The organism is Curvibacter delicatus NBRC 14919 (genome assembly GCF_001592265.1).
Classification (GTDB): Bacteria; Pseudomonadota; Gammaproteobacteria; order Burkholderiales; family Burkholderiaceae_C; genus Hylemonella; species Hylemonella delicata.
Map to the genome: position 1 here is coordinate 51,273 of NZ_BCWP01000005.1, position 19,865 is coordinate 71,137.

Sequence of the window (19,865 nt, forward strand, 5' to 3'; positions counted from 1 at the left end):
AGGAATTATCAGCTTGATTCTCCGCCACCTCTTCTCTCCGCCCAACAACACCCGCCTGGCCCATCTGTGCGGCCCCATGGACGAGCACCTGCGCACCATCGAGACCGCGCTGCAGGTCAAGATCGCCCACCGTCACGAGCAGTTCAAGGTCGACGGCCCCAAGGTCAAGGCCAAGCGCGGCATGGAAGTGCTGCAGGCGCTGTACGAAATGGCGGCGCGCCCGATCGACGCCGCCACCGTGCAACTGATGCTGGCCGGCGACTCGGCCATGGCGACCGAAGACGCCGAGACCCTGCAGACCCGGCGCAGCAACCTGCGCGCACGCACCCCCAACCAGGCCCTCTACCTGGACAGCATTGCCAGCCACGACATCACCATCGGCATCGGCCCGGCCGGCACCGGCAAGACCTACCTGGCCGTGGCCGCCGCGGTGGACGCGCTGGAGCGCAGCGTGGTGCAACGCATCGTGCTCACGCGCCCGGCGGTGGAAGCCGGCGAGCGCCTGGGTTTCCTGCCCGGCGACCTGACGCAGAAGGTCGACCCCTACCTGCGCCCGCTGTACGACGCGCTGTACGACCTGATGGGCTTCGAGAAGGTGCAGAAGGCCTTCGAACGCAATGCGCTGGAGATCGCGCCGCTGGCCTTCATGCGCGGGCGCACGCTGAACAACGCCTTTGTCATCCTGGACGAAGCGCAGAACACCACACCCGAACAGATGAAGATGTTCCTCACCCGCATCGGCTTCGGCTCGCGCGCCGTGGTGACCGGCGACGTGAGCCAGATCGACCTGCCCAAGACGCAGCTGAGCGGCCTGATCGACGCCGAGCGCGTGCTCAAGCGCGTGAAAGGCATTGCCATCTGCCGCTTCACCAGCGCCGACGTGGTGCGCCACCCGCTGGTGGCCCGCATTGTCGACGCCTACGACAAGCCGCGCACCAGCCGGACGCTATCAAAAGAATAGCTGTTGGCGCATATTTGACAAGGTCCAGAGACCAAAATGACCACTAATTCACTCTCACTCTCGCTGCAGTTCGGCAGCCCCTCCGGCATGGCGCGCCACCGTGCCGTGCTGACGCGCGCCAAGGTAGCGCGCTGGATCCGCCACGCCCTGCTGCGCGACGCCGAACTCACGGTGCGCATCGTCGACGCCGAAGAAGGCCAGGCCCTGAACCGCAGCTACCGCCACAAGGACTACGCCACCAACGTGCTGACCTTCGACTACGCGCAGGAACCCGTGGTGCTGGCCGACCTGGTGCTGTGCGCCCCGGTGGTGGAACGCGAAGCGAAAGAACAGGGCAAGACGCTGGAAGAGCACTACGCCCACCTGCTGGTGCACGGCACCCTGCACGCGCAGGGCTACGAGCATGAGACGAACGAGCGCGATGCGCTGGAGATGGAGTCGCTGGAAGTGCTGTTGATGGAGTCGCTGGGGTACGGGAATCCGTACGAATAGAAGCACCGAAGAGCACCCCAAAGACATCGGCAAGATCGCCTGTCGAGTACGTCAAGTCGACGACATCCTGTACGACGCCAAAAACGATGTAGCCCTTCGACAACATCATCGCCAAGTCATTGATTGCATTGGAATATTCGTCTTCCATTGAGCGGGTTATCCACAAATGTATGGCTGGTCTGCTGCCCCCGTACCCTTGACGCGTTGACGCTCACCTAGGATTGGGATACCAAATTTACGGCTAGGCAGCTATGGCGACGAAACTCCCACCCTCGGACCCGTACTCAGTTTTCAAAGACGACGGTCATCGTCTCAAGGCTCTGATTTCCAGAGACCTACGTTATGTAGCAATCGCCGCACTCCTTCTGCTGGCAAACGACCAAGTGCCATGGCGGATTCTGCTGCGCTGGCTAAGCATGCCCTGACTAACCGACACCAGCGTCTATTTATAGCTCTCGGTCATCACTCCGAGGTAGTCCGCATCGGCGGCGTCACCGGTCCGTCATTGACCAGATGCACCTGCATGTCAACACATCAGGTACTCTGTTTCAACCGCTTGACAATCAACTGCCTTAGCGCCTGCGTCGCCACCGACAGGCTCTCTCCCTCGCGTTGCACCACGTAAATCCTACGCTTCAGCCCCGCCAGCTTGAGCGCACGCGTCACCAGCGCCGGACGCTGGAAATGAAACAGCGTGAGCGCCGGCACCACGCTGATGCCCAGCCCGGCTTCCACCATGCCGGCCACGGTAGCCAGGTGCTCCACCTCCAACACCGTGTTCAGTTGCATCGGGTGCAGCGCGGCGTCGAGCCGCTGGCGCACGCTGCTGTTGCGCGCCAGGTGCACGAAGGGGTAGGGCGTCAGGTCTTTCAGCTTGAGTTCCGCCGCCTTGCGTTTGGCCAGCGGGTGGTCCTTGCGGCACACCAGGTGAAAACCATCCGAGCACAGCACCTCGGTCAACAGGCCGACACTTTGGGCCCCGGTGGAGGCCAGCGCGAACTCGACCACACCACCGCGCAGCAGGTCGAGACAGTCGTCCGACAGGCTGTCATGCAGGCTTAGCTCCACCCCCGGCCACTGCGCCTTGTACTCGGCCAGGATCGCTGGCAGCCAGCCGGCGGCGAGCGAGGGCAGTGCGGCCAAGCTCACACGGCCGGTACGCAACTGCAGGTGATCGCGCAGGTGGCCGACGGCGGCACCGAAGTCTCCCAGCAGCTGGCGCGCTGAGGTCTCGAACAGCCGGCCCTCGGCGGTGAGTTCCACGCTGCGCGTGCTGCGGTCGAACAGGCGCGCGTCCAGTGCCGCCTCCAGCGCACGAATGAGCGCGCTGAAGGCCGGCTGCGACAGATGCACCTGCTGCGCCGCGCGCGTGAAGCTGCGCTGCTCGGCCAGCGCCAGGAAGGCGCGCAGCTGGCGGGTGGAAAGGTCGGGTTGGCTCATGGGAATGAATTCGGGCAATTGATTTGTTTTACAGATCAATTGATTCTAATTTTCAATTTCACAAATCAAAAGCCCTGACCTACAGTGCAAGCCAGAACCACCCGAACGCATGACAACGCCCACCCCTGCCCCGCTCTTCATCGGCTGTGCCGCCGGCTTCTCTGGCGACCGCGTGGACGCCGCCGGCCCGGTGGTGGACACGCTCATCGCCCGCCTGGCCGAGTGTGGCGGCAGTGCCTGCCTGATCTTCGAGACGCTGGCGGAGCGCACGCTGGCGCTGGCCCAGCTGCGCCGCCGCGCCGACCCGCAGGCCGGCTACGAGCCGCTGCTGGACTTGATGCTGCGCTCGGTGCTGGCGCGTTGCCTGCAGCACGGCATCCGCATCGTGAGCAACTTCGGCGCCGCCAACCCGGCCGCCGCCGCCCGGCACATCCAGCGCATGGCGCAGGAGCTCGGGTTACCGACGCCCCGGATCGCCGTGGTCCACGGCGACGACCTGTCGGCCCCGGCCCAGCGCGCCCTGCTGCGCACGCACCTGGGCGAAGCGGTTGATGCCCTCCAGGTGGTAAGCGCCAACGCCTACATCGGCGCCGAGCCGATTGCCGCCGCGCTGCGTGCCGGCGCACAGATCGTGGTGGCCGGGCGCGTGGCCGACCCATCGCTGGCCCTGGGGCCGGCACTGGCGCACTACGGCTGGCGCGCTGACGACTGGGATGCCATCGCCGGCGCCACCATGGCCGGCCACCTGCTGGAGTGCGGCGCCCAGGTCTGCGGCGGCTACTTTGCCGACCCCGGCTACAAGGACGTGCCGGAGCTGGCCCAGGTGGGCTTTCCGGTGGCGGAGATTGATGCCCGCGGCGGCTGCATCATCGGCAAGGCCGAGGGCACCGGCGGCCTGGTGAACCTGGCCAGCGTGAAGGAGCAACTGCTGTACGAGGTGCACGACCCGGCGGCTTACCTGACACCCGACGTGGTGGCCGACATCAGCGCTGCCGAACTCGAGCCACTCGGCCCCAACCGTGTCGCCTTGCGCGGTGTGCGCGGCCACGCGCGCACCGACACGCTCAAGGTCAATGTCTGCCATGAAGGCGGCTGGCTGGCCGAGGGCGAGATTTCCTACGCCGGCCCGCGCGCCGAAGCACGCGCCCGGCTGGCCGCCGAGGTGCTGCGCCAGCGCCTGCCCGCCCACACCTTGCGCGTGGACCTGATCGGCGCACTCAGCGTGATGGGCGACGACAGCGGCGCCCTGCTGCTGGCGACACCTGCCGGCACGGCACGCGACGTGCGCCTGCGCGTAGCCGCGGCCTGCGCCGAACGCGCGCAGGCCGAGCAGCTGACGCGCGAGGTGACGGCGCTCTACACCTGCGGCCCGGCCGGCGGCGGTGGCGTGCGCACGACACTGACACCGCGCCTGAACACGCTGTCTGGCCTGGTACCGCGCGAGGTGGTTCCCGTGGGCTTCGAACTGCTGGAGGCTGCATGACCAGCGATTTCATTACCGTCCCGCTGTACCGTGCCGCCCACGGCCGCACCGGCGACAAGGGCAACCGATCCAACATCAGCGTGATCGCCTGGCATCCCGACTTGTATGCGGTGCTGGTGGCACAACTGACCGAAGAGGCGGTGTCGCGCCACTTTGCACACCGCCGCTCCAGCGCCGTGCGGCGTTACCTGCTGCCCAAGCTGGGCGCGATGAACTTTGTGCTGGACGAGGTGCTCGATGGCGGCGTCAACGATGCGCTGAACCTGGACACCCATGGCAAGGCCCTGTCGTACTGGCTGCTGGACCTGCCGGTGCGCATTCCTGCGGCCCTGCAAACCTTGCTGGCCGGCGATGATCACGATGTATTGATAAACACCTGAGGAGACACCCATGAACCGCCTGACTTCCCCCCGCATCCGTCCGCTCGCCTTGGCGCTGCTGAGCGCCGCACTGCTGGCGCCCACGCTGGGCAGCACCCAGGGCTTTCCGGAGAAACCGATCACCTTCATCGTGCCCTTTGCCGCCGGCAGTGCCACCGACCAGCTGGCGCGCGCCATTGCCCAGGGCGTGACGTTGGAAAGCAAGCAGTCGGTGGTGATCGACAACAAGCCGGGCGCCAACGCCTTCATCGGCGCGCAGGCCGCCAAGGCGGCCAAGGCCGATGGCTACACGGTGTTCATCACCACCAACACCACACACGCCGCCAACGAACACCTGTTCAAGCGGCTGCCCTACGACCCGGTGAAGGATTTCGAGCCGGTGACGGCACTCGGGCGCGGCGGCCAGATCATGGTGGTCAACCCCAGCCTGCCGGTGAACAGCGTGACCGACTTCATCAAGCTGGCCAAGGCGCAGCCGGGCAAGCTGTCGTTCGGCAGTGGCAGTTCGTCCAGCCGCACGGCGGGCGAGTTGTTCAAGCAGATGACGGGCACCTACATCGTCAACATCCCCTACCGCAGCAACCCGCCGGCGGTGACCGACCTGATCGGCGGCCAGATCGACATGATGATCACCGACATGGCCACCGGCCTGCCGCAGGTGAAGGCCGGCAAGCTCAAGGCACTCGGTGTGTCGACGAAAAAGCGCAGCCCGCTGGCGCCCGAGGTGCCGACCATCGACGAGGCCGGCGTCAAAGGCTACGAGATGACCTACTGGTTTGCCGCCTACGTGCCAGCCGGTACGCCGGCGCCGGTGATTGCGCGCCTGAACAAGCTGCTGGTCAATGCTGCGCACAGCAGCACGGCGGCCAACTTCTACCAGTCCACCGGCACCGAGATCTTCACCAGCACGGCAGAAGAGCTGCGCAAGTTCCAGGCTGCCGAATCGCTCAAGTGGGGCCGCATCATCAAGTCGGCCGGCATCGAGCCGGAATAAGTTTCAGCGCACGGTCAGCGGAATGGTGACCGGGCCGTCGTTGACCAGGTGCACCTGCATGTCGGCGCCGAACTGACCGGTCTGCACCACCGGGTGCGCAACACGCGCCCGGGCCACGAAATCGTCGTAGAGCCGACGCCCCTCATCCGGTGGCGCTGCATTGCCAAAGCTCGGGCGGTTGCCGCCCGAGGTGTCGGCCGCCAGCGTGAACTGGCTGACGATGAGCAGGCCGCCGTTGACGTCCTGCACACTCCTGTTCATCTTGCCCGCGTCATCGCTGAAGATGCGCAGCTTGAGGAGCTTGGCGAGCAGTTTGTCGGCCACGGCCGGGGTGTCGCCGCGTTCGGCACACACCAGAATGAGCAAACCCGCGTCGATCTGACCGACGGTGTTTCCATCGATCTCGACGCGGGCTTCCTTGACGCGTTGAAGTAGAGCCAGCATGCGGCGTTTATACCGCGACCTGCCGGCACTTCGGCCGACGGTTTACTTGCCGCGGGCCACCGACTCCATGGCGCGCTTTTCCAGGGTCCACTGGTGCATGGAACCGTCGTACAGCTTGGCCTGCTTGTTGCCCAGCAGTTCGTGCAGCACGAACCAGGTGCCCGAAGCCTGATGGCCGGTGTTGCAGTAGGCGATGGTGGCGGCTTGCGGGTCGACCCCGCTCATCTTGAAGATGTCGCGGTAGGTGTCGACCCCCATCAGGCGGGCGGCCTCACCGCCCTGGCTGGACATCAGCGTGGTCGGCACGTTCTTGGCACCCGGCACATGGCCGAAGGTGCTGACCGAGCCCGGTTTGCTCAAGCCCAGGAAGGTAGCGGTGTCGCGTGCATCCACCAGCTGCGATTTGGCAGCCATGGCCTTCTCGACATCTTCCGAGCTGGCCGTCAATTCGGCCGAGCGGTCTGCCTGGGCGACCCAGTTGCCTTCCGCGGGCTTGACCGGCGCGTTGGTGACATCGCGGCCTTCGGCAATCCAGCCGGCGGTGCCGCCGCTGAGCACGGCAATGTTGTCTTCACCGTAGACCTTGAACTGCCAGTACAGACGCGCGGCTTCGTTGAAGTCGATCGGCTCCATGCCGGCCGAGACCAGCACGATCGGGCGGCCGGCCTGCACGCCCCAGCCACGGGCCAGCTTTTCAAAGTCGGCACGCTCGGGAATCATGCCGCTGAGCTTGAGGCCGTTGATGACACGCTCGACGCGCACCTTCTTGTTGTCCACCAGCACGGCCTCGGCGATGTGGCCGCCAAGCTCGACCAGGAATTTCTTGCCGGTCTTCTTGTCGGTTTCGAACTCGGGCATCGCCGTGAACGACTTCTGGTTCGGACGCACATCGAGCACGGTGACATCGGCCCGGTTCTTGGCCAGCCATTCGCCGTCGACCACCGGGCCGGGCACATTCAGGGCCAGCGCCCACTGGGCCAGGCCCAGCAGGGCCGCGCCGGCAACGAAACGGAAGTGAGTTTTCATGAAGGTCTCCTTTTATGAACGGGAACGGGATGGCTGGCCCGCAACATGCAAGGCATCTTGCGGCCAGTGAACGGGAATGGAACGCCAGACCGCAATACGACGGTCGGCCCAGGCCTGCTGCACATCAACGCGGTGTCGTGCGCAGTGGCGTGCCAATGCGTCGTCTCGCTGCATCAGCATCTGGCGCAGCGGCGCGGCATAAAAACGCACCATGTCGGCCAGCCAGAGGGCGGCACCGGCCAACGGGCCGCGCAGACGCAGCTCGATGCCGGGCAGGCCACGCACCAAGGACTCGGCTGCCATCCAACGCTCGCCTGTCACCCACTGGTTGGTGGCGAACCAGGTCAGCGGCAGGCCGCGTGCGTCGAGTGAGAGACCGGCCAGGTGCGACAGGCGCCCTTGCGGGCTGCGGCGAAACAGGTGGATATGGCCATGCTCGTACGGATGGCGCGCACTGTCTTTTTCAGTTCGGTCATGGGCATGGAAATAGAACTGCCAGCGGCCGGTGTTGTCCACGACGTCGTGGCGAGGATAGTGCTGCCAGACCTCGAAACGCTGGCTGCGGCCGATGAAGGGGTAGAGCATGGAGCGGCCCTGCTCGGCCAGCCGCAGTTGCCGGGTCAGCGCAGCACGCGCGGCGTCGGCAACCTTGTGGTGAACCCCTGCGGCGGCCACCTCAGCTCCGTTTAACGGCTCTTGCCTGCACAGGGGTTGTCACCACCGCTGCGGCGGCGGGACTTGCCCGCGCAAGGATTGCCGGCACACGGGTTCTCGGCACTGCGCCGGCTTTTGCCGGCACAGGGGTTGCCAGCGCACGGGTTGTCGGCTCGGCTGCGACGGCGGCTGCCGGCACACGGGTTGCCGCCAGCGCATGGCGCAGCGGCCTTGGCCGGTGCATCGGCGGCCTGGGCCACGTTGGCGGCCGGCACGGTCAGCAAGGTCATGGCCAGCGCCGAGACCAGTGGGGCCAGGTTGTTGCGGGTACGTTTCATGAAAAAGCTCCTGCCAAAAAATCGAACAACGTCAGACCTGACCGGCGGCACGCGCGCGACGCTCAAACCAGCCGCCGAGGAAGAACACGCCGATGGCAGCCGCCACCAGCACGACCAGCACCAGCCATTCCGGCACGCCCAGCAGCTCAGGCAGGCGGTCGCCCCGGGTCAACTCGCCCGCGGTGGTGAGCGCATCGAGCTGCGGGAAGAAACCGGCGAAGAGGTAGGTGCCAATCAGCAGGCCGGCAAAAAACACCAGCGCGTCGATGCGCCCGGTCATCAGGCCCACCGCCGAGGTGCCCGGGCAATAGCCCCCTACGGCAAAGCCGGCACCGATCAGCGCACCACCAACCGCAATGGCCCAGAGGTAGGGAATGGGCACGTAGACCGATTCGGCATGGACCACACCCGCCTGCCCCAGCGCGTACAGACCGACCGCCGTGAACACGATGGCGCTGAACATGACCTTGAACACCGACCAGTCGGTCAGGCGGAACTGCGCCGTGAGCTTGCAGCCGCTGCCAAAGCCGGCACGTTCCAGCACGAAGCCAAAACCGAAACCCAGCAGCACGGCCACCAGCGGACCACCTGCAGCGAACAAACCGTTCATTTGACACCTCCACCGCTCAGGCGCGCGGCCACCAGGCCGGCGGCGAAGAAGGCACCGAGGAAAACGAACCCCGCCACACTGAGGACTGCCGCACCCGACAGGCCAACGCCACTGGTGCACCCGGCAGCAATGCGCGCGCCAAAGCCCGCCAGGATGCCGCCGGCCAAGGCCTTGATCAGGCGGCCGATGCGGCCGGCACTCGCCTCACCTTCAATACGCCATGCCATGCGGCCGGCGAAATAAGCCGACACCAGCGCACCGAGAAAAACGCCCAGCACCTGCCAGGTGATCCAGGACGACAGCACCGAACCGTCTTCGACCATCGGGCCCAGGTAGTCGTTCGCCAGCGTCCATTGCGGTGCGGCCAGATCGCCCAGCCACGCGCTCAGGCGGGTGGTGAACCCGGTGGCACCGAGACCATGGCCGGTCAAGATGAACGTCAGCAACAGCACCACGCCCAAGGCCAGGCCAGCGCGCCACGCCGGCCAATAGGGCCGCTGCGGCAGCCCACATGCATTTGAGTTTTTCACTTCGTCTCCTGTGACAGGGATGTCCCCGGTAATATACCCCCAGGGGCTTATATCAACGAGCCGAAGTATAGGGTCAAATCAGGCACATGGCAGCCCCGACGGATACAACCGGTGGCACCGGATGCCAACAAAGGTATCAACGCAGTGCGGCGCGGGCCTGCTGAATCCGGTCGTCGAGGTAGGCGCCATAGAAATCGGGGATGTAACCTCCGACCAGCCGCTCGGCCACCTCCTCGCCATCGCGCCCCAGGAACAGGACCGTGGGGGCGATGCGGATGCGCCACTGGCGGATCATGTCGTCGTGGGTGGTGCTGTCGCCGCGGAAGTTCTTCAGCGCACGTTTGCTGCGCATATCGACCTGCACCACCGGCAAACCCTGTTGCCGGCGCAAGGGGCCGAGGTAGTTCTCGCGCGCCACCTTGCAGAAAGGGCAGCCTTCCAAGCTGACCATCACCACCAACGGTTGTCCCTTTTTCAGGGCCTGCGCCAGTTCATCCTGCAGCGATTCAGCCAGGGGCAAGATGGCCGGCGAAGCCCACGCCGCGCCCGTGGCACACACAGCAGCACCGGCCAGCAGCCAGTCTCGGCGCGACAAACCGTGGCCCGCCAAAGGGGCAGAGGTGAGTGTCGGGTTCATCATCGCGCTTCCTGTTCAAGCAGCAGATAGGTGTTGTAGGCATTCATGCGGTTGGCAACACGGAACAGCGGCAGGTGTTCGAACTGGCTCCAGTCGGTGTTCTTGTAGGCGTCCTCGAAGGGCTCCAGATTCTGCGCTGCCCGGCCCATGCTCTCGCGCAGGTAGACCAGGTAATCGCGCGTGAGCTGCATGTCCTTGCGCGCCTCATGCGACAGTGGGCCATGTCCGGGCACGATGACGACGGCGTCAAACGCCAGCAGCTTGTCCAGCGCCGCGATCCAGTGCCGGCTGTCAGCCTGCCCCACATAGGGGATGCGGCTGCGAAACACCAGATCGCCGGCAAACAGCACCTTCTCGCTTGGCAGATAAACCGCCAGGTCTTCCGGTGTGTGTGAAGGGCCGACCGGCTTGATCTGGAACTGCACGCCACCGACCGTCAGGTTCTTCTCGCCATCGATCCACTCGTCCGCCTCGACCAGGTGCGTGTCGTCATTGACCCACGGCGCCAGCTCCTGGCGCGACACTTCCAGCCGCAGGCGGGCTGTGTCGGAGTTCAGGTACACCTTGGCCGCCTGGTGCGCAATGATGCGCGCGCCTAGCGCCTTGAAGGCCTGCAGGCCATAGATGTGGTCGGCGTGGTAATGGGTGACGATCACATGGGTGATGGGCTGAGAGGTGTGCTTGCGAATTTCCGCCACCAGCCGCGTGGCCAGCGCCGGCGAGCCCAAGGCGTCGATGACGACCACACCAGCCGGCGTCACGACGAAAGCCGCATTGGAAATGAAATTCTGGTTGGCCGGCGAGCCGAGTGCTGACACGCCTTCAACATACCAGGCCGAGGGGGAGACCTGCTGCGCCACCATGGGCGGAGCCTCGTCGGCGCAGGCCAGCACCACGCTCAGTGCCAGCCCCAGGCCTGCCAGCGCCCGGGCCAAGAAAGTCGTTTTTGTCTTTGTCATACCCATTCGATCTTCTACCCCGCCATTCTTGTATTGCATGCCACCAGTGCTTGAGGAAGATCAAGTTTGACAGGGACAATTAAATTACCATCCAATATAAGCAAATACTAAATTATGGGATGGCCCCATGGATCTGGCAACCCTACTTGAACAATATGGCGAGAGCATTCTCCTGGCGACGGGAGGACTTTGCATCGGTGCCCTGTTCGGCTTTTTTGCCCAGCGCTCCAAGTTCTGCCTGCGTGCAGCCGTCATCGAGTTCTGGCATCACAAATTTGGCGAAAAGCTCTCGGTCTGGCTGCTGGCCTTTTCCACCGCCGTGGTGGTGGTGCAGGCACTCATCCTCTTGCATTCGCTGGATGTCAGCACGTCCCGGCAGATCGCCTCGCGCGGCAGCCTCTCGGGGGCGTTGATCGGCGGCCTGCTGTTCGGTGCCGGCATGATCATGACGCGGGGTTGCGCCAGCCGTCTGCTCGTCCTTTCCGCGAACGGCAATCTGCGCGCCCTGCTCTCGGGCCTGATCTTTGCCGTGACGGCACAGGCGGCGCTGTCGGGCTCGCTCGCGCCCTTGCGCAACACCATCAGCGCCTGGTGGACCGTGGAGGGTGGCCCCACGCGCGACCTGCTCGCCATCACAGGTGCCGGCCACTGGGGTGGCCTGCTCTTCGGTGTGGTGTGGCTGGTGGCCGCGCTTTACTTTTCGGTGCGCAGCGGCTGGGGCTTCTGGAAATGGGTTGGCGGCATTGGCACCGGGTTGATGGTGGCAGCGGGCTGGTACTACACCTACCTGATCTCGTCCAATTCCTTCAATGTGGTGCAGGTGCAGGGCCTGACCTTCAGTGGCCCGTCAGCCGAATGGCTGATGCGGGTGTTGTCGTCTCCCGGGCCGGCCATCGGCTTCGACTTCGGCCTTTTGCCTGGCGTGTTCGCCGGCTCGTTCATCGGCGCCTGGATCGGGAAAGACTTCCAGCTGGAGGGCTTCAAGGACGGCTACAGCATGCGCCGCTACATTGTCGGCGCCATGTTCATGGGCTTCGGCTCGATGCTGGCCGGCGGCTGCGCCGTGGGGGCTGGCATGACCGGGGGTTCGATCTTCGCACTGACCGCCTGGGTGGCACTCATCGGCATGTGGGCCGGTGCCGGCATCACCGACCGCCTGCTGGACAACAAAACCGCCGCGCCCCAGCCGAGCGACCGCGTGACCAACACCCAGGCCCAGATGCAGGCGCCTTGAAAGCTGCTCGCAAGAAGTACCCGTTAATATTTTGAGGGTAAACACCCGGGACAATCGGCCGCCGGCTGATTACATTAGCCCCGAGTGATATTTCGTGAACCCCAAGAAGGAGACCCTCATGCGCCTCAAGAGCCCATTCGTGGCGGTGCTGTTGTCAGGCATCGCTGCCACTGCTGTCAACGCGGCGACACCCAAGGACACCGTCAACCTGCACCAGCGCGCGCTCGCCGCCATGTGCGCCAACTGCCACGGCACCGAAGGCCGTACCACCGATGGCTCAGCTATCCCCTCGCTGGCAGGCATGCCGCGCGAGTACATGGTGGCGCAGATGAAGGCCTTCCGTGAAGGGACCCGCCCGGCGACCGTGATGCACCAGTTGACCAAGGGCCTGACGGAAGAACAGGTCCAGTCGGTCTCCACCTATTTCTCGACCCTCAAACGCTGAACAGGAGACAAGCCAACATGAAACGACGCAGCTTTGTACAGGCATCTCTGGCCCTCGGCACCCTGGGCGGTACGCTTTCCATGGTGGGCTGTGCCAGCACCGGCACCATCCCTTCCAAGGCCAAGGTGGTGGTGATCGGCGGCGGCTACGGCGGCGCCACTGCCGCCAAATACGTGCGCATGCTCTCCAACTACCAGATCGACGTGGTGCTGGTGGAGCCGAATGACAGCTTCATCTCCTGCCCGATCTCCAACCTGGTGATCGGCGGCTCCAAGACCATGGGCGACATCACGACGCCCTATGACAACCTCAAGGGCAAACATGGCGTGATCCATGCGCGCGACCGCGTGACCAGCATCGACGCCGCCAAGAAAACCGTCACGCTCGGCGGAGGCGCCACCATCGGCTACGACAAGCTGATCGTCTCGCCCGGCATCGACATGCTGTGGAACAGCATCGAAGGCCTGCAAGCGGCCAGCACCTCCGGCCAGATCCTGCAGGCCTGGAAAGCCGGCCCCGAGACCCTGGCGCTGCGCCGCCAGCTCGAAGCCATGCCCGACGGTGGCGTCTACGCCATCACCGTGCCGCTCGCCCCCTACCGCTGCCCGCCCGGCCCCTATGAGCGCGCCAGCCAGGTGGCCAGCTACTTCAAGAAGGCCAAACCCAAGTCCAAGGTGCTGATCCTGGATGCCAATCCGGACGTCACCTCCAAGGGTCCACTGTTCAAGAAGTTCTGGGCCGAGAACTACGCCGGCATGCTGGAGTTCCGTGGCAACCACAAGGCCATCGGCGTGGACGCCAAGAGCAAGACCGTCAAGTTCGAGACCGAGAGCGACATCAAGGCCGACGTGCTCAACGTGCTGCCCGACATGAGCGCCGGCAGCATTGCCATGCAATCGGGGTTGGCCAACGTCAACAACCGCTGGTGCGATGTCAACTACCTGACGTTCGAGTCCAAGGTGGCCAAGGATGTGCATGTGATCGGCGACTCGGTGCTGGCCGCGCCGCTGATGCCCAAGTCCGGCCACATGGCCAACTCGCACGGCAAGGTGGTCGCAGCCGCCGTGGTGGCCCAGCTCTCGGGCATGGACGTCAACCCGCAGCCTCTGCTGACTAACACCTGCTACAGCTTCGTCAATGACAAGCTGGTGGTGCATGTGGCCTCGGTCCACCAGTATGTGGCGGCAGAAAAGACCTTCAAGACCGTGCCGGGCTCAGGTGGCGTTTCTGCTGCCCCCAATGAGCTCGAGGGTATCTACGCCTGGAACTGGGCGCAAAACATCTGGGCAGATACACTGTTGTGATGTACGCAGGCTCGGCAATGCGTCCGAGCCTGCACTCCATGCCGGCGACTGCCGGCATTTTTATTGGACCTCATTCAGGAAATGCTCATGTACAAATTCATTGGATTGCTGGCCATCGCATCGCTGACCACCTTGGCCCAGGCCCAGGAAACCAAACCCGCCCCATCGACTGCCACGGTGAAGGCAAGCGCCGCCCAGAAAGCGCCGGCGAAGAAAATGATGGAGAAAACAGTGAAGGTGGTTTACCACGTCAATACCGATGTCAACACGGTACCGGCCATCCTCAACAATGTCCGCAATCATCTGAACGCCGATCCCAAGGCCAAGATCGTGGTGGTGACCCATGGCCCCGGCATCAACTTCCTGATCCAGGATGCCAAGGACAGCCAAGGCCGGGAATTCAGTGGTTCTGTGAGCGAACTGGCAGGCCGTGGGGTGGAGTTCAGGGTCTGCAACAACACCTTGACCAGCCGCAACATCGACCCTGGCACCTTGCTGATGGAAGCCAAGATTGTGCCTTCCGGCGTGGCCGAGGTCGCCCGTCTGCAAGCCCTTGAAGGCTACGTCTACCTCAAGCCCTGAGTCAGGGCCCGTCGCCAGGACAGGATTGTCCTGGCGCTGTCAGGCCTGTTCGAAATTCGCCTCGGTGGCAATCTGCGTGCACACCGCACGGCACAGGGATGCCACCCGATCATCGATGATGCGGTAGTAGATCTGCACGCCGTCACGGCGCTTGCCCAGCACCCCCGCCTGGTAGAGCGTGGTGAGGTGCTGCGACATGTTGGGCTGGGTGGTGTCGATCTTGCTGAGCAGGTAGCTCACATTGCGCTCGCCATCACACAGATGGCTGATGATCTTCAGCCGCATCGGCGCCGACATGACGCGAAACACCTCGGCAGCCAGCTCGAAGACTTGATCCGGCTCAGTCACGCTGCCCGGGGTCGCTTGAATGGTTCGCTTGGTCATGGCAGATAGGGATGGTCAGGTGTCGCCTGCATATAAGTCCATACTCATTTTATACACAGCCCTCAGGTGCTGCGTTCACGCAGTGTGCGGCTCAACAGCACCACGGGAATGAGCCCCACCAGCACCAGAGCCAGCGAAGGCAGGGCCGCCTCGCCCAGCCGCTCGTCGCGCGCCAGCTGATAGGCCACCACCGCCAAGGTATCGCTGTTGAAAGGCCGCAGCACCAGGGTAGCCGGCAGTTCCTTCATCACATCGACAAAAACCAGCAGGGTGGCGGCAATGGTCGAGCGACGCAGCAAAGGCCAATGCACCCGGCGCAAAAGCCCCCAGTCGCCGGCGCCCAGCATGCGCGCTGAATCGTCCAGGCTGACCGGGATGCGCGCATAACCGCTTTGCACCGATTGCAGGGCCACGGCGCAAAAGCGCACCAGATAAGCCCAGACCAGACCGAGCGAGGTCGCTGTCAGGTAATAGGCCAAGCTGCTCTGCGGCCAGACGGCCTGTGCCCAGCCCACCGGCAGCAACAAGCCCACGACGATCACCGCGCCAGGTACGGCATAACCCAGGCCGGCCAGATAAACGACAGCACGCGTCACCAGGTCCGGCGTGCGCCGCAAGCTGAAAGCCAGCAGCACGGCCAGCGCCACGGCCAGCACGGCACTGAGCAGCCCCAAACGCACACTGTTGAGCGCCCAGACCGGGAAACGGTCCCAGGGCAGGACCGCCCATTCCGCGAACAGCGGCCTGAACATGAACAGCACGGGCGCAACAAAACCCATGAGCAGCGGCACACCACAGATTCCCCAGGCCAGCCACTTGCGGCCACCGGTCAACGGCGTGGGACGCGCCTCGGCACCACCGGCGCGTGTGCCGCGCGTGGCAAACCGCATGCGCCGCTGGGCCCGCTGCTCCAGTTGCAGCAACAGCACGACCAGCACCAGCAGCATGGTGGCCAGCTGGGCAGCAGCGATGCGGTTGTCCATGGCCAGCCAGGCCTTGTAGATGCCGGCGGTGAAGGTCTGGATGCCGAAATAGCTGGCCACACCGAAGTCCGCCAGTGTCTCCATCAAGGCCAGGGCCACGCCGGCCGCCACGGCCGGCCGGGCCAGCGGCAAGGCAATCTCGCGAATACGGCGCGACAGGGGAGCACCCAGCAGACGCGCGGCCTCCATCAGGTGCGTGGCGCGTTCGCCCAGCGCCGTGCGCGCCAGCAGATAGACATAGGGATAGAGCGAAAAAGTCAACACCCAGGCCGCGCCGACGGTGTTGCGGATTTCCGGAAAGACCCGGCCTTCCAGGCCGGTCAGCCCGCGCAACAAGGTCTGGAACGGCCCGCTGAACTGCAGAAAATCGGTATAGGCGTAGGCCACCACATAGGCCGGCATGGCCAGCGGCAGCAGCAAGGCCCACTCGAAAATGCGTCGCCCCGGAAAGTCAAACAGGGTCACGGCAGCAGCAGCCGACAGCCCGACCGCCACCACACCGATGGCCACCATCAGGCACAACCAGAACGTGGTGGCCACGTAATCCGGCAAAACCGTTCGCGTCATCTCACCTAGGATCTGGGTCGTCTGGGCGCCGTGCTCACCCCATGGCAGCCACGATGCCAACACGGCCAACACCGGCACCATCAGAAAGACGGTGAACAGCAACAGGAAGAAGTGGCGGAGCCGGTATGGCGGCATGAGAGGGAAAGAGGGAAAGATGGAGAGAACGGGGACAGGCAAATGAGAATTGTAAGCATCTACAATGGGACACCATGTTTCTTGAGGTCTCCCAGCTCCAGGTCCGTTATCCCGGCCGCCCCCAACCTGCCGTCAATGGCGTGTCCTTGGGGCTGCACGCGGGTGAGATCGGTGTGCTGATTGGCCCGTCCGGTTGCGGCAAGACCACCTTGCTGCGGGCGGTGGCGGGCTTGGAGCCCGTCACGGGCGGCGACATCCGGCTCTCGGGCCAGGTGGTGAGCAGCCCCTCCAGCCAGCTGCCGCCGGAAGCCCGGCGCATCGGCATGGTGTTCCAGGACTATGCACTGTTCCCCCACCTGGATGTCGGCCGCAATGTGGCTTTTGGCATCCATCAGCTGCCAGCAACCGAACGTGCGGCACGCGTCAAGGAGGTTCTGACCCTGGTCGGGCTGGAAGGCAGCGAGAGCCGCTTCCCTCACGAACTGTCAGGGGGTCAGCAGCAGCGCGTGGCGCTGGCACGCGCGCTGGCGCCACGCCCGCAGCTGCTGCTGCTGGACGAACCGTTTTCCAACCTAGACGTCGATCTGCGCGAGCGCCTGGCGCATGAAGTGCGCAGCATCCTGAAGGCCGCCCAGGCCACCGCCCTGTTCGTCACGCACGATCAGCTGGAAGCTTTTGCCATTGGCGACACCATCGGCGTCATGCATGAAGGGCAGCTGCACCAGTGGGACGATGCCTACACGCTGTACCACCGCCCGGCCACGCGCTTCGTGGCCGATTTCATTGGCCACGGCGTGTTCGCCCCGGCCACCATCCGCGAGGTCAACCAGCAGATCGTGGTGCAGACCCCGCTCGGAGACCTGACCGATGTCGCCGAGTGTCCGCTGCCCTGCGCCTTTGCCGCCGGCGAATGCGACGTGCTGCTGCGTGCCGATGACATCGTGCACGACGACTCGGCACCGGTGAAAGCCGAGATCATCCGCAAGGCCTTTCGCGGCTCCGAATTCCTCTACACGCTGCGGCTGGAGAGCGGCCAGACCGTGCTGGCCCATGTGCCAAGCCACCACGACCACAAGATCGGTGAGTGGATCGGCATCCGGCCGGAAGTCGACCACGTGGTGACCTTCAACCGCGCCTGCCCGATCCGCCACAGCGAGTTGTGCCAGATGCCTTGCACCCGTGCGGGCGACCCGACGAACTGCACCAGCACACAAGCCGGCTGAGGGTCAGACGGCCGGCGGCAACTGGCGCAGCTGGTCGATGGTGATGCGCAAATCCTCGGCCCAGGCGCGGCGATCACGCCCCATGGCCATCTGAGACTCACCAAACACCAGCTGCACAGTAATGCCCTTTGAGCGAACCGTGCGCCAGACCGAGCCGAGCAGGGTGTCGTCACCGACGTAACAAGGGGCCAGGCTGCGCTGCCCGGTGTGCGCGTCCAGAAACTGCAGCGCGACCGGCTGCACCGGCGCTTGCGCGGTGATCGCCGCCTGCAGCAGGTTGGCATGAAAAGGCAGCAGCTGCACGCCATCGCTGGTGGTCCCTTCCGGAAACACCGCCAGCACATCACCTGCACGCAGGCTGTCTGCCATGTGATGCACCACACGCATGGCATCACGGCGCGATTCGCGTTCGATGAACAGGGTGCCGACACCGGTGGCCAGTGCACCGATGAGCGGCCACTTCTTGACATCTGCCTTGGACACAAAACGGCAATAGCGCGCCGCATGCAAGGAGGTGATGTCAAGCCAGGAAATGTGATTGGCAACCAGCAGCACCGGCCCCTGCTCGGCCGGCGTCCCTTTCACCACCAGCCGAATACCGAGGCACGCCAGCATTTCGCGCGACCAGACCTGGACCCGGATTTCCTTTTGTTCCTGCGACAGGTTCGGAAACCGGAGCAGGATGGTCAACAGCCCGACCAGGATGTGCTGCAGGGCGCGCCACAAGCGCCACACGGCGCGCCACCGTGATGCAGGCTGCTCAGTCCTGGAACGCAATCTGCCCACCCACGATGGTGCAGCGCACCCGCCCAGGCAACTCGTAGCCGGAGAACGGGGTGTGCTTACCCTGGCTGCGCAGCATTTCGGGTTGCACCACCCATTCGGCTTGCGGATCGAACACGCAGACGTCAGCCACCCCACCTGTCACCAGCTGGCCGGCACTCACTTGCAGCGTCCCCAAGGCGTTGCCCAGCACGCGCGCCGGCTCACTGGTCAGCACCGCCAAGGCACGCGTCAGGCCCACACCACTTTCCTGTCCCCACTTGAGTGCCAGGCTCAGCAGCAGTTCGACGCCGGTGGCACCCGGCTCGCTCTCGGCAAACGGCAGCGCCTTGGCATCCTCATCCACCGGTGTGTGGTCGGACACCAGCGCATCAATGGTGCCGTCGGCCAGCCCCTCGCGCAGGGCCTCGCGGTCGGCCTGCTGGCGCAGCGGCGGATTCAGGCGCATGCGGCTGTCGAAGTAGCCGATGTCGGTGTCCGTCAGGTGCAGCGAGTTGATGCTGACATCGCAGGTCAAGGGCAATCCTTCGTCCTTGGCCTGACGCACCAAGGCCACACCGGCGGCACTGCTGATGCGGCACAGGTGCACCCGGGCCCCAGTGGTGCGCATGAGTTCAAAAATGGTCTGCATGGCAATGACTTCGGCCGCCACCGGCACGCCGGACAGCCCCATGCGCGTGGCCAGCGCACCGCTGGCCGCCACGCCCTGGCCCAGGTAGTAATCCTGCGGACGCAACCAGACCGCGTAGTCAAAAGTGCTGGCGTACTGCATGGCACGCTGCAGCACCTGGGTGTTGACGAGTGGCACATCGGCTTGGCCAAAGGCCACGCAACCGGACTCGGTCAGCTCCACCATCTCGGTCAGCACCTCACCCTGCAGATTGCGCGTCAGCGCCCCTTGCGGGAAAACACGCGCCTGGTGCAGTTTTTCGGCACGGAACTTGAGCATCTCGACCAGCCCTGGCTCGTCCAGCACCGGATCGGTGTCGGGCGGGCAGACCAGGCTGGTCACCCCCCCGGCCACAGTGGCCGCCATCTCGGACTCCAGCATGCCTTCATGTTCATGGCCCGGCTCGCGCAGGCGCAAAGCCAGATCCATCAGACCGGGAGCGACGATGCAGCCCGAAGCATCCACCGTGCGGTTGGGCGCAAAGTCGACTGGCGCGCTGCCGATGGCGATGATGCGGCCGGCTGCGATGGCCACGTCGGCGATTTCATCGCGGTTGCTGGCGGGATCGATCACCCGGCCGTTCTTGATCAGTACTTTCATCTTGGGT

Annotated in this window: 23 protein-coding genes; 10 read left to right on the top strand and 13 right to left on the bottom strand. The window is 64.7% G+C overall.

What is annotated here, in order from left to right; genetic code table 11:
* Positions 1-13: 13 nt before the first annotated feature.
* Both CDE01S_RS03930 and ybeY read left to right on the top strand, forming a co-directional pair.
* A complete protein-coding gene (locus CDE01S_RS03930) occupies positions 14-961 on the top strand; it encodes a PhoH family protein (RefSeq protein ID WP_066704045.1) in 948 nt (315 codons plus the stop codon).
* A 36-nt stretch (positions 962-997) separates the two neighbouring features.
* Entirely contained in the window at positions 998-1,453 is a 456-nt protein-coding gene (gene ybeY, locus CDE01S_RS03935; protein ID WP_066704048.1) for an rRNA maturation RNase YbeY, read from the top strand.
* A gap of 534 nt (positions 1,454-1,987) precedes the next feature.
* On the opposite strand, the gene CDE01S_RS03940 is transcribed toward ybeY, so the two are convergent.
* Positions 1,988-2,893 carry a LysR family transcriptional regulator gene (locus CDE01S_RS03940; protein ID WP_066704320.1) on the bottom strand — a complete coding sequence of 302 codons (906 nt, stop codon included), beginning with the start codon at positions 2,891-2,893 and terminating at the stop codon, positions 1,988-1,990.
* A 109-nt stretch (positions 2,894-3,002) separates the two neighbouring features.
* Between CDE01S_RS03940 and CDE01S_RS03945 the strand changes: the two genes are divergently transcribed.
* The 3 genes from CDE01S_RS03945 to CDE01S_RS03955 are packed head-to-tail and all read left to right on the top strand — an operon-like array spanning position 3,003 to position 5,750.
* Positions 3,003-4,376, top strand: a complete 1,374-nt coding sequence (locus CDE01S_RS03945) for an acyclic terpene utilization AtuA family protein (protein ID WP_066704051.1) — start codon at positions 3,003-3,005, stop codon at positions 4,374-4,376.
* Complete coding sequence (locus tag CDE01S_RS03950) at positions 4,373-4,756, top strand: AtuA-related protein (RefSeq protein WP_066704054.1); 384 nt, start codon at positions 4,373-4,375, stop codon at positions 4,754-4,756. The genes CDE01S_RS03945 and CDE01S_RS03950 overlap by 4 nt, the downstream gene beginning before the upstream one ends.
* A 10-nt stretch (positions 4,757-4,766) precedes the next feature.
* Complete coding sequence (locus CDE01S_RS03955; RefSeq protein WP_084382697.1) at positions 4,767-5,750, top strand: Bug family tripartite tricarboxylate transporter substrate binding protein; 984 nt, start codon at positions 4,767-4,769, stop codon at positions 5,748-5,750.
* Between the two features lie 3 nt (positions 5,751-5,753).
* On the opposite strand, the gene dtd is transcribed toward CDE01S_RS03955, so the two are convergent.
* The 8 genes from dtd to CDE01S_RS03995 all read right to left on the bottom strand — a co-directional run bounded on the left by dtd (position 5,754) and on the right by CDE01S_RS03995 (position 10,948).
* Complete coding sequence (gene dtd / locus CDE01S_RS03960; protein ID WP_066704066.1) at positions 5,754-6,194, bottom strand: D-aminoacyl-tRNA deacylase; 441 nt, start codon at positions 6,192-6,194, stop codon at positions 5,754-5,756.
* Positions 6,195-6,236: 42 nt separating this feature from the next.
* The gene (locus CDE01S_RS03965; RefSeq protein WP_066704068.1) at positions 6,237-7,220 is read right to left on the bottom strand and encodes a sulfurtransferase; all 984 of its coding nucleotides are present in this window, start codon (positions 7,218-7,220) and stop codon (positions 6,237-6,239) included.
* Between the two features lie 12 nt (positions 7,221-7,232).
* Positions 7,233-7,895, bottom strand: coding sequence for a DUF6969 family protein (locus tag CDE01S_RS03970; RefSeq protein ID WP_066704072.1), 663 nt, complete (start codon positions 7,893-7,895; stop codon positions 7,233-7,235).
* A gap of 11 nt (positions 7,896-7,906) precedes the next feature.
* The gene (locus CDE01S_RS18800; RefSeq protein ID WP_066704075.1) at positions 7,907-8,212 is read right to left on the bottom strand and encodes a hypothetical protein; all 306 of its coding nucleotides are present in this window, start codon (positions 8,210-8,212) and stop codon (positions 7,907-7,909) included.
* Positions 8,213-8,243: 31 nt separating this feature from the next.
* Positions 8,244-8,822 carry a YeeE/YedE thiosulfate transporter family protein gene (locus tag CDE01S_RS03980; protein ID WP_066704079.1) on the bottom strand — a complete coding sequence of 193 codons (579 nt, stop codon included), beginning with the start codon at positions 8,820-8,822 and terminating at the stop codon, positions 8,244-8,246.
* Positions 8,819-9,352, bottom strand: coding sequence for a YeeE/YedE thiosulfate transporter family protein (locus tag CDE01S_RS03985; protein ID WP_157077035.1), 534 nt, complete (start codon positions 9,350-9,352; stop codon positions 8,819-8,821). The genes CDE01S_RS03980 and CDE01S_RS03985 overlap by 4 nt, the downstream gene beginning before the upstream one ends.
* Before the next feature lie 136 nt (positions 9,353-9,488).
* On the bottom strand, positions 9,489-9,989 hold the full coding sequence (locus CDE01S_RS03990) for a thioredoxin fold domain-containing protein (protein WP_066704328.1): 501 nt from the start codon (positions 9,987-9,989) through the stop codon (positions 9,489-9,491).
* Positions 9,989-10,948, bottom strand: coding sequence for an MBL fold metallo-hydrolase (locus CDE01S_RS03995; protein ID WP_066704082.1), 960 nt, complete (start codon positions 10,946-10,948; stop codon positions 9,989-9,991). The genes CDE01S_RS03990 and CDE01S_RS03995 overlap by 1 nt, the downstream gene beginning before the upstream one ends.
* 127 nt (positions 10,949-11,075) lie before the next feature.
* Here CDE01S_RS03995 and CDE01S_RS04000 point away from each other — a divergent pair, with 127 nt between their 5' ends.
* From CDE01S_RS04000 to CDE01S_RS04015, 4 genes are all read left to right on the top strand, one after another.
* Complete coding sequence (locus tag CDE01S_RS04000) at positions 11,076-12,182, top strand: YeeE/YedE family protein (protein WP_066704085.1); 1,107 nt, start codon at positions 11,076-11,078, stop codon at positions 12,180-12,182.
* 118 nt (positions 12,183-12,300) lie between these two features.
* Positions 12,301-12,627, top strand: a complete 327-nt coding sequence (locus CDE01S_RS04005) for a c-type cytochrome (RefSeq protein WP_084382699.1) — start codon at positions 12,301-12,303, stop codon at positions 12,625-12,627.
* 17 nt (positions 12,628-12,644) lie between these two features.
* On the top strand, positions 12,645-13,931 hold the full coding sequence (locus CDE01S_RS04010) for an NAD(P)/FAD-dependent oxidoreductase (RefSeq protein ID WP_066704088.1): 1,287 nt from the start codon (positions 12,645-12,647) through the stop codon (positions 13,929-13,931).
* 216 nt (positions 13,932-14,147) lie between these two features.
* Positions 14,148-14,513, top strand: a complete 366-nt coding sequence (locus CDE01S_RS04015; protein WP_066704339.1) for a DsrE family protein — start codon at positions 14,148-14,150, stop codon at positions 14,511-14,513.
* A gap of 39 nt (positions 14,514-14,552) precedes the next feature.
* On the opposite strand, the gene CDE01S_RS04020 is transcribed toward CDE01S_RS04015, so the two are convergent.
* Both CDE01S_RS04020 and CDE01S_RS04025 read right to left on the bottom strand, forming a co-directional pair.
* Positions 14,553-14,897 (bottom strand): ArsR/SmtB family transcription factor, encoded by a 345-nt coding sequence (locus tag CDE01S_RS04020; RefSeq protein WP_066704091.1) that lies wholly within the window; start codon positions 14,895-14,897, stop codon positions 14,553-14,555.
* 62 nt (positions 14,898-14,959) lie between these two features.
* Complete coding sequence (locus CDE01S_RS04025; RefSeq protein ID WP_066704093.1) at positions 14,960-16,582, bottom strand: ABC transporter permease; 1,623 nt, start codon at positions 16,580-16,582, stop codon at positions 14,960-14,962.
* 74 nt (positions 16,583-16,656) lie between these two features.
* On the opposite strand from CDE01S_RS04025, the gene CDE01S_RS04030 reads away from it, so the two are divergent.
* Positions 16,657-17,805, top strand: coding sequence for an ABC transporter ATP-binding protein (locus tag CDE01S_RS04030; protein ID WP_066704097.1), 1,149 nt, complete (start codon positions 16,657-16,659; stop codon positions 17,803-17,805).
* Between the two features lie 3 nt (positions 17,806-17,808).
* Here the strand turns inward: CDE01S_RS04030 and CDE01S_RS04035 are convergent, their stop codons facing one another.
* Together CDE01S_RS04035 and CDE01S_RS04040 are read right to left on the bottom strand one after the other, a co-directional pair.
* Entirely contained in the window at positions 17,809-18,540 is a 732-nt protein-coding gene (locus CDE01S_RS04035) for a lysophospholipid acyltransferase family protein (protein ID WP_369406355.1), read from the bottom strand.
* Between the two features lie 25 nt (positions 18,541-18,565).
* Positions 18,566-19,858 carry a dihydroorotase gene (locus CDE01S_RS04040; RefSeq protein WP_066704106.1) on the bottom strand — a complete coding sequence of 431 codons (1,293 nt, stop codon included), beginning with the start codon at positions 19,856-19,858 and terminating at the stop codon, positions 18,566-18,568.
* Between the last annotated feature and the right edge of the window lie 7 nt (positions 19,859-19,865).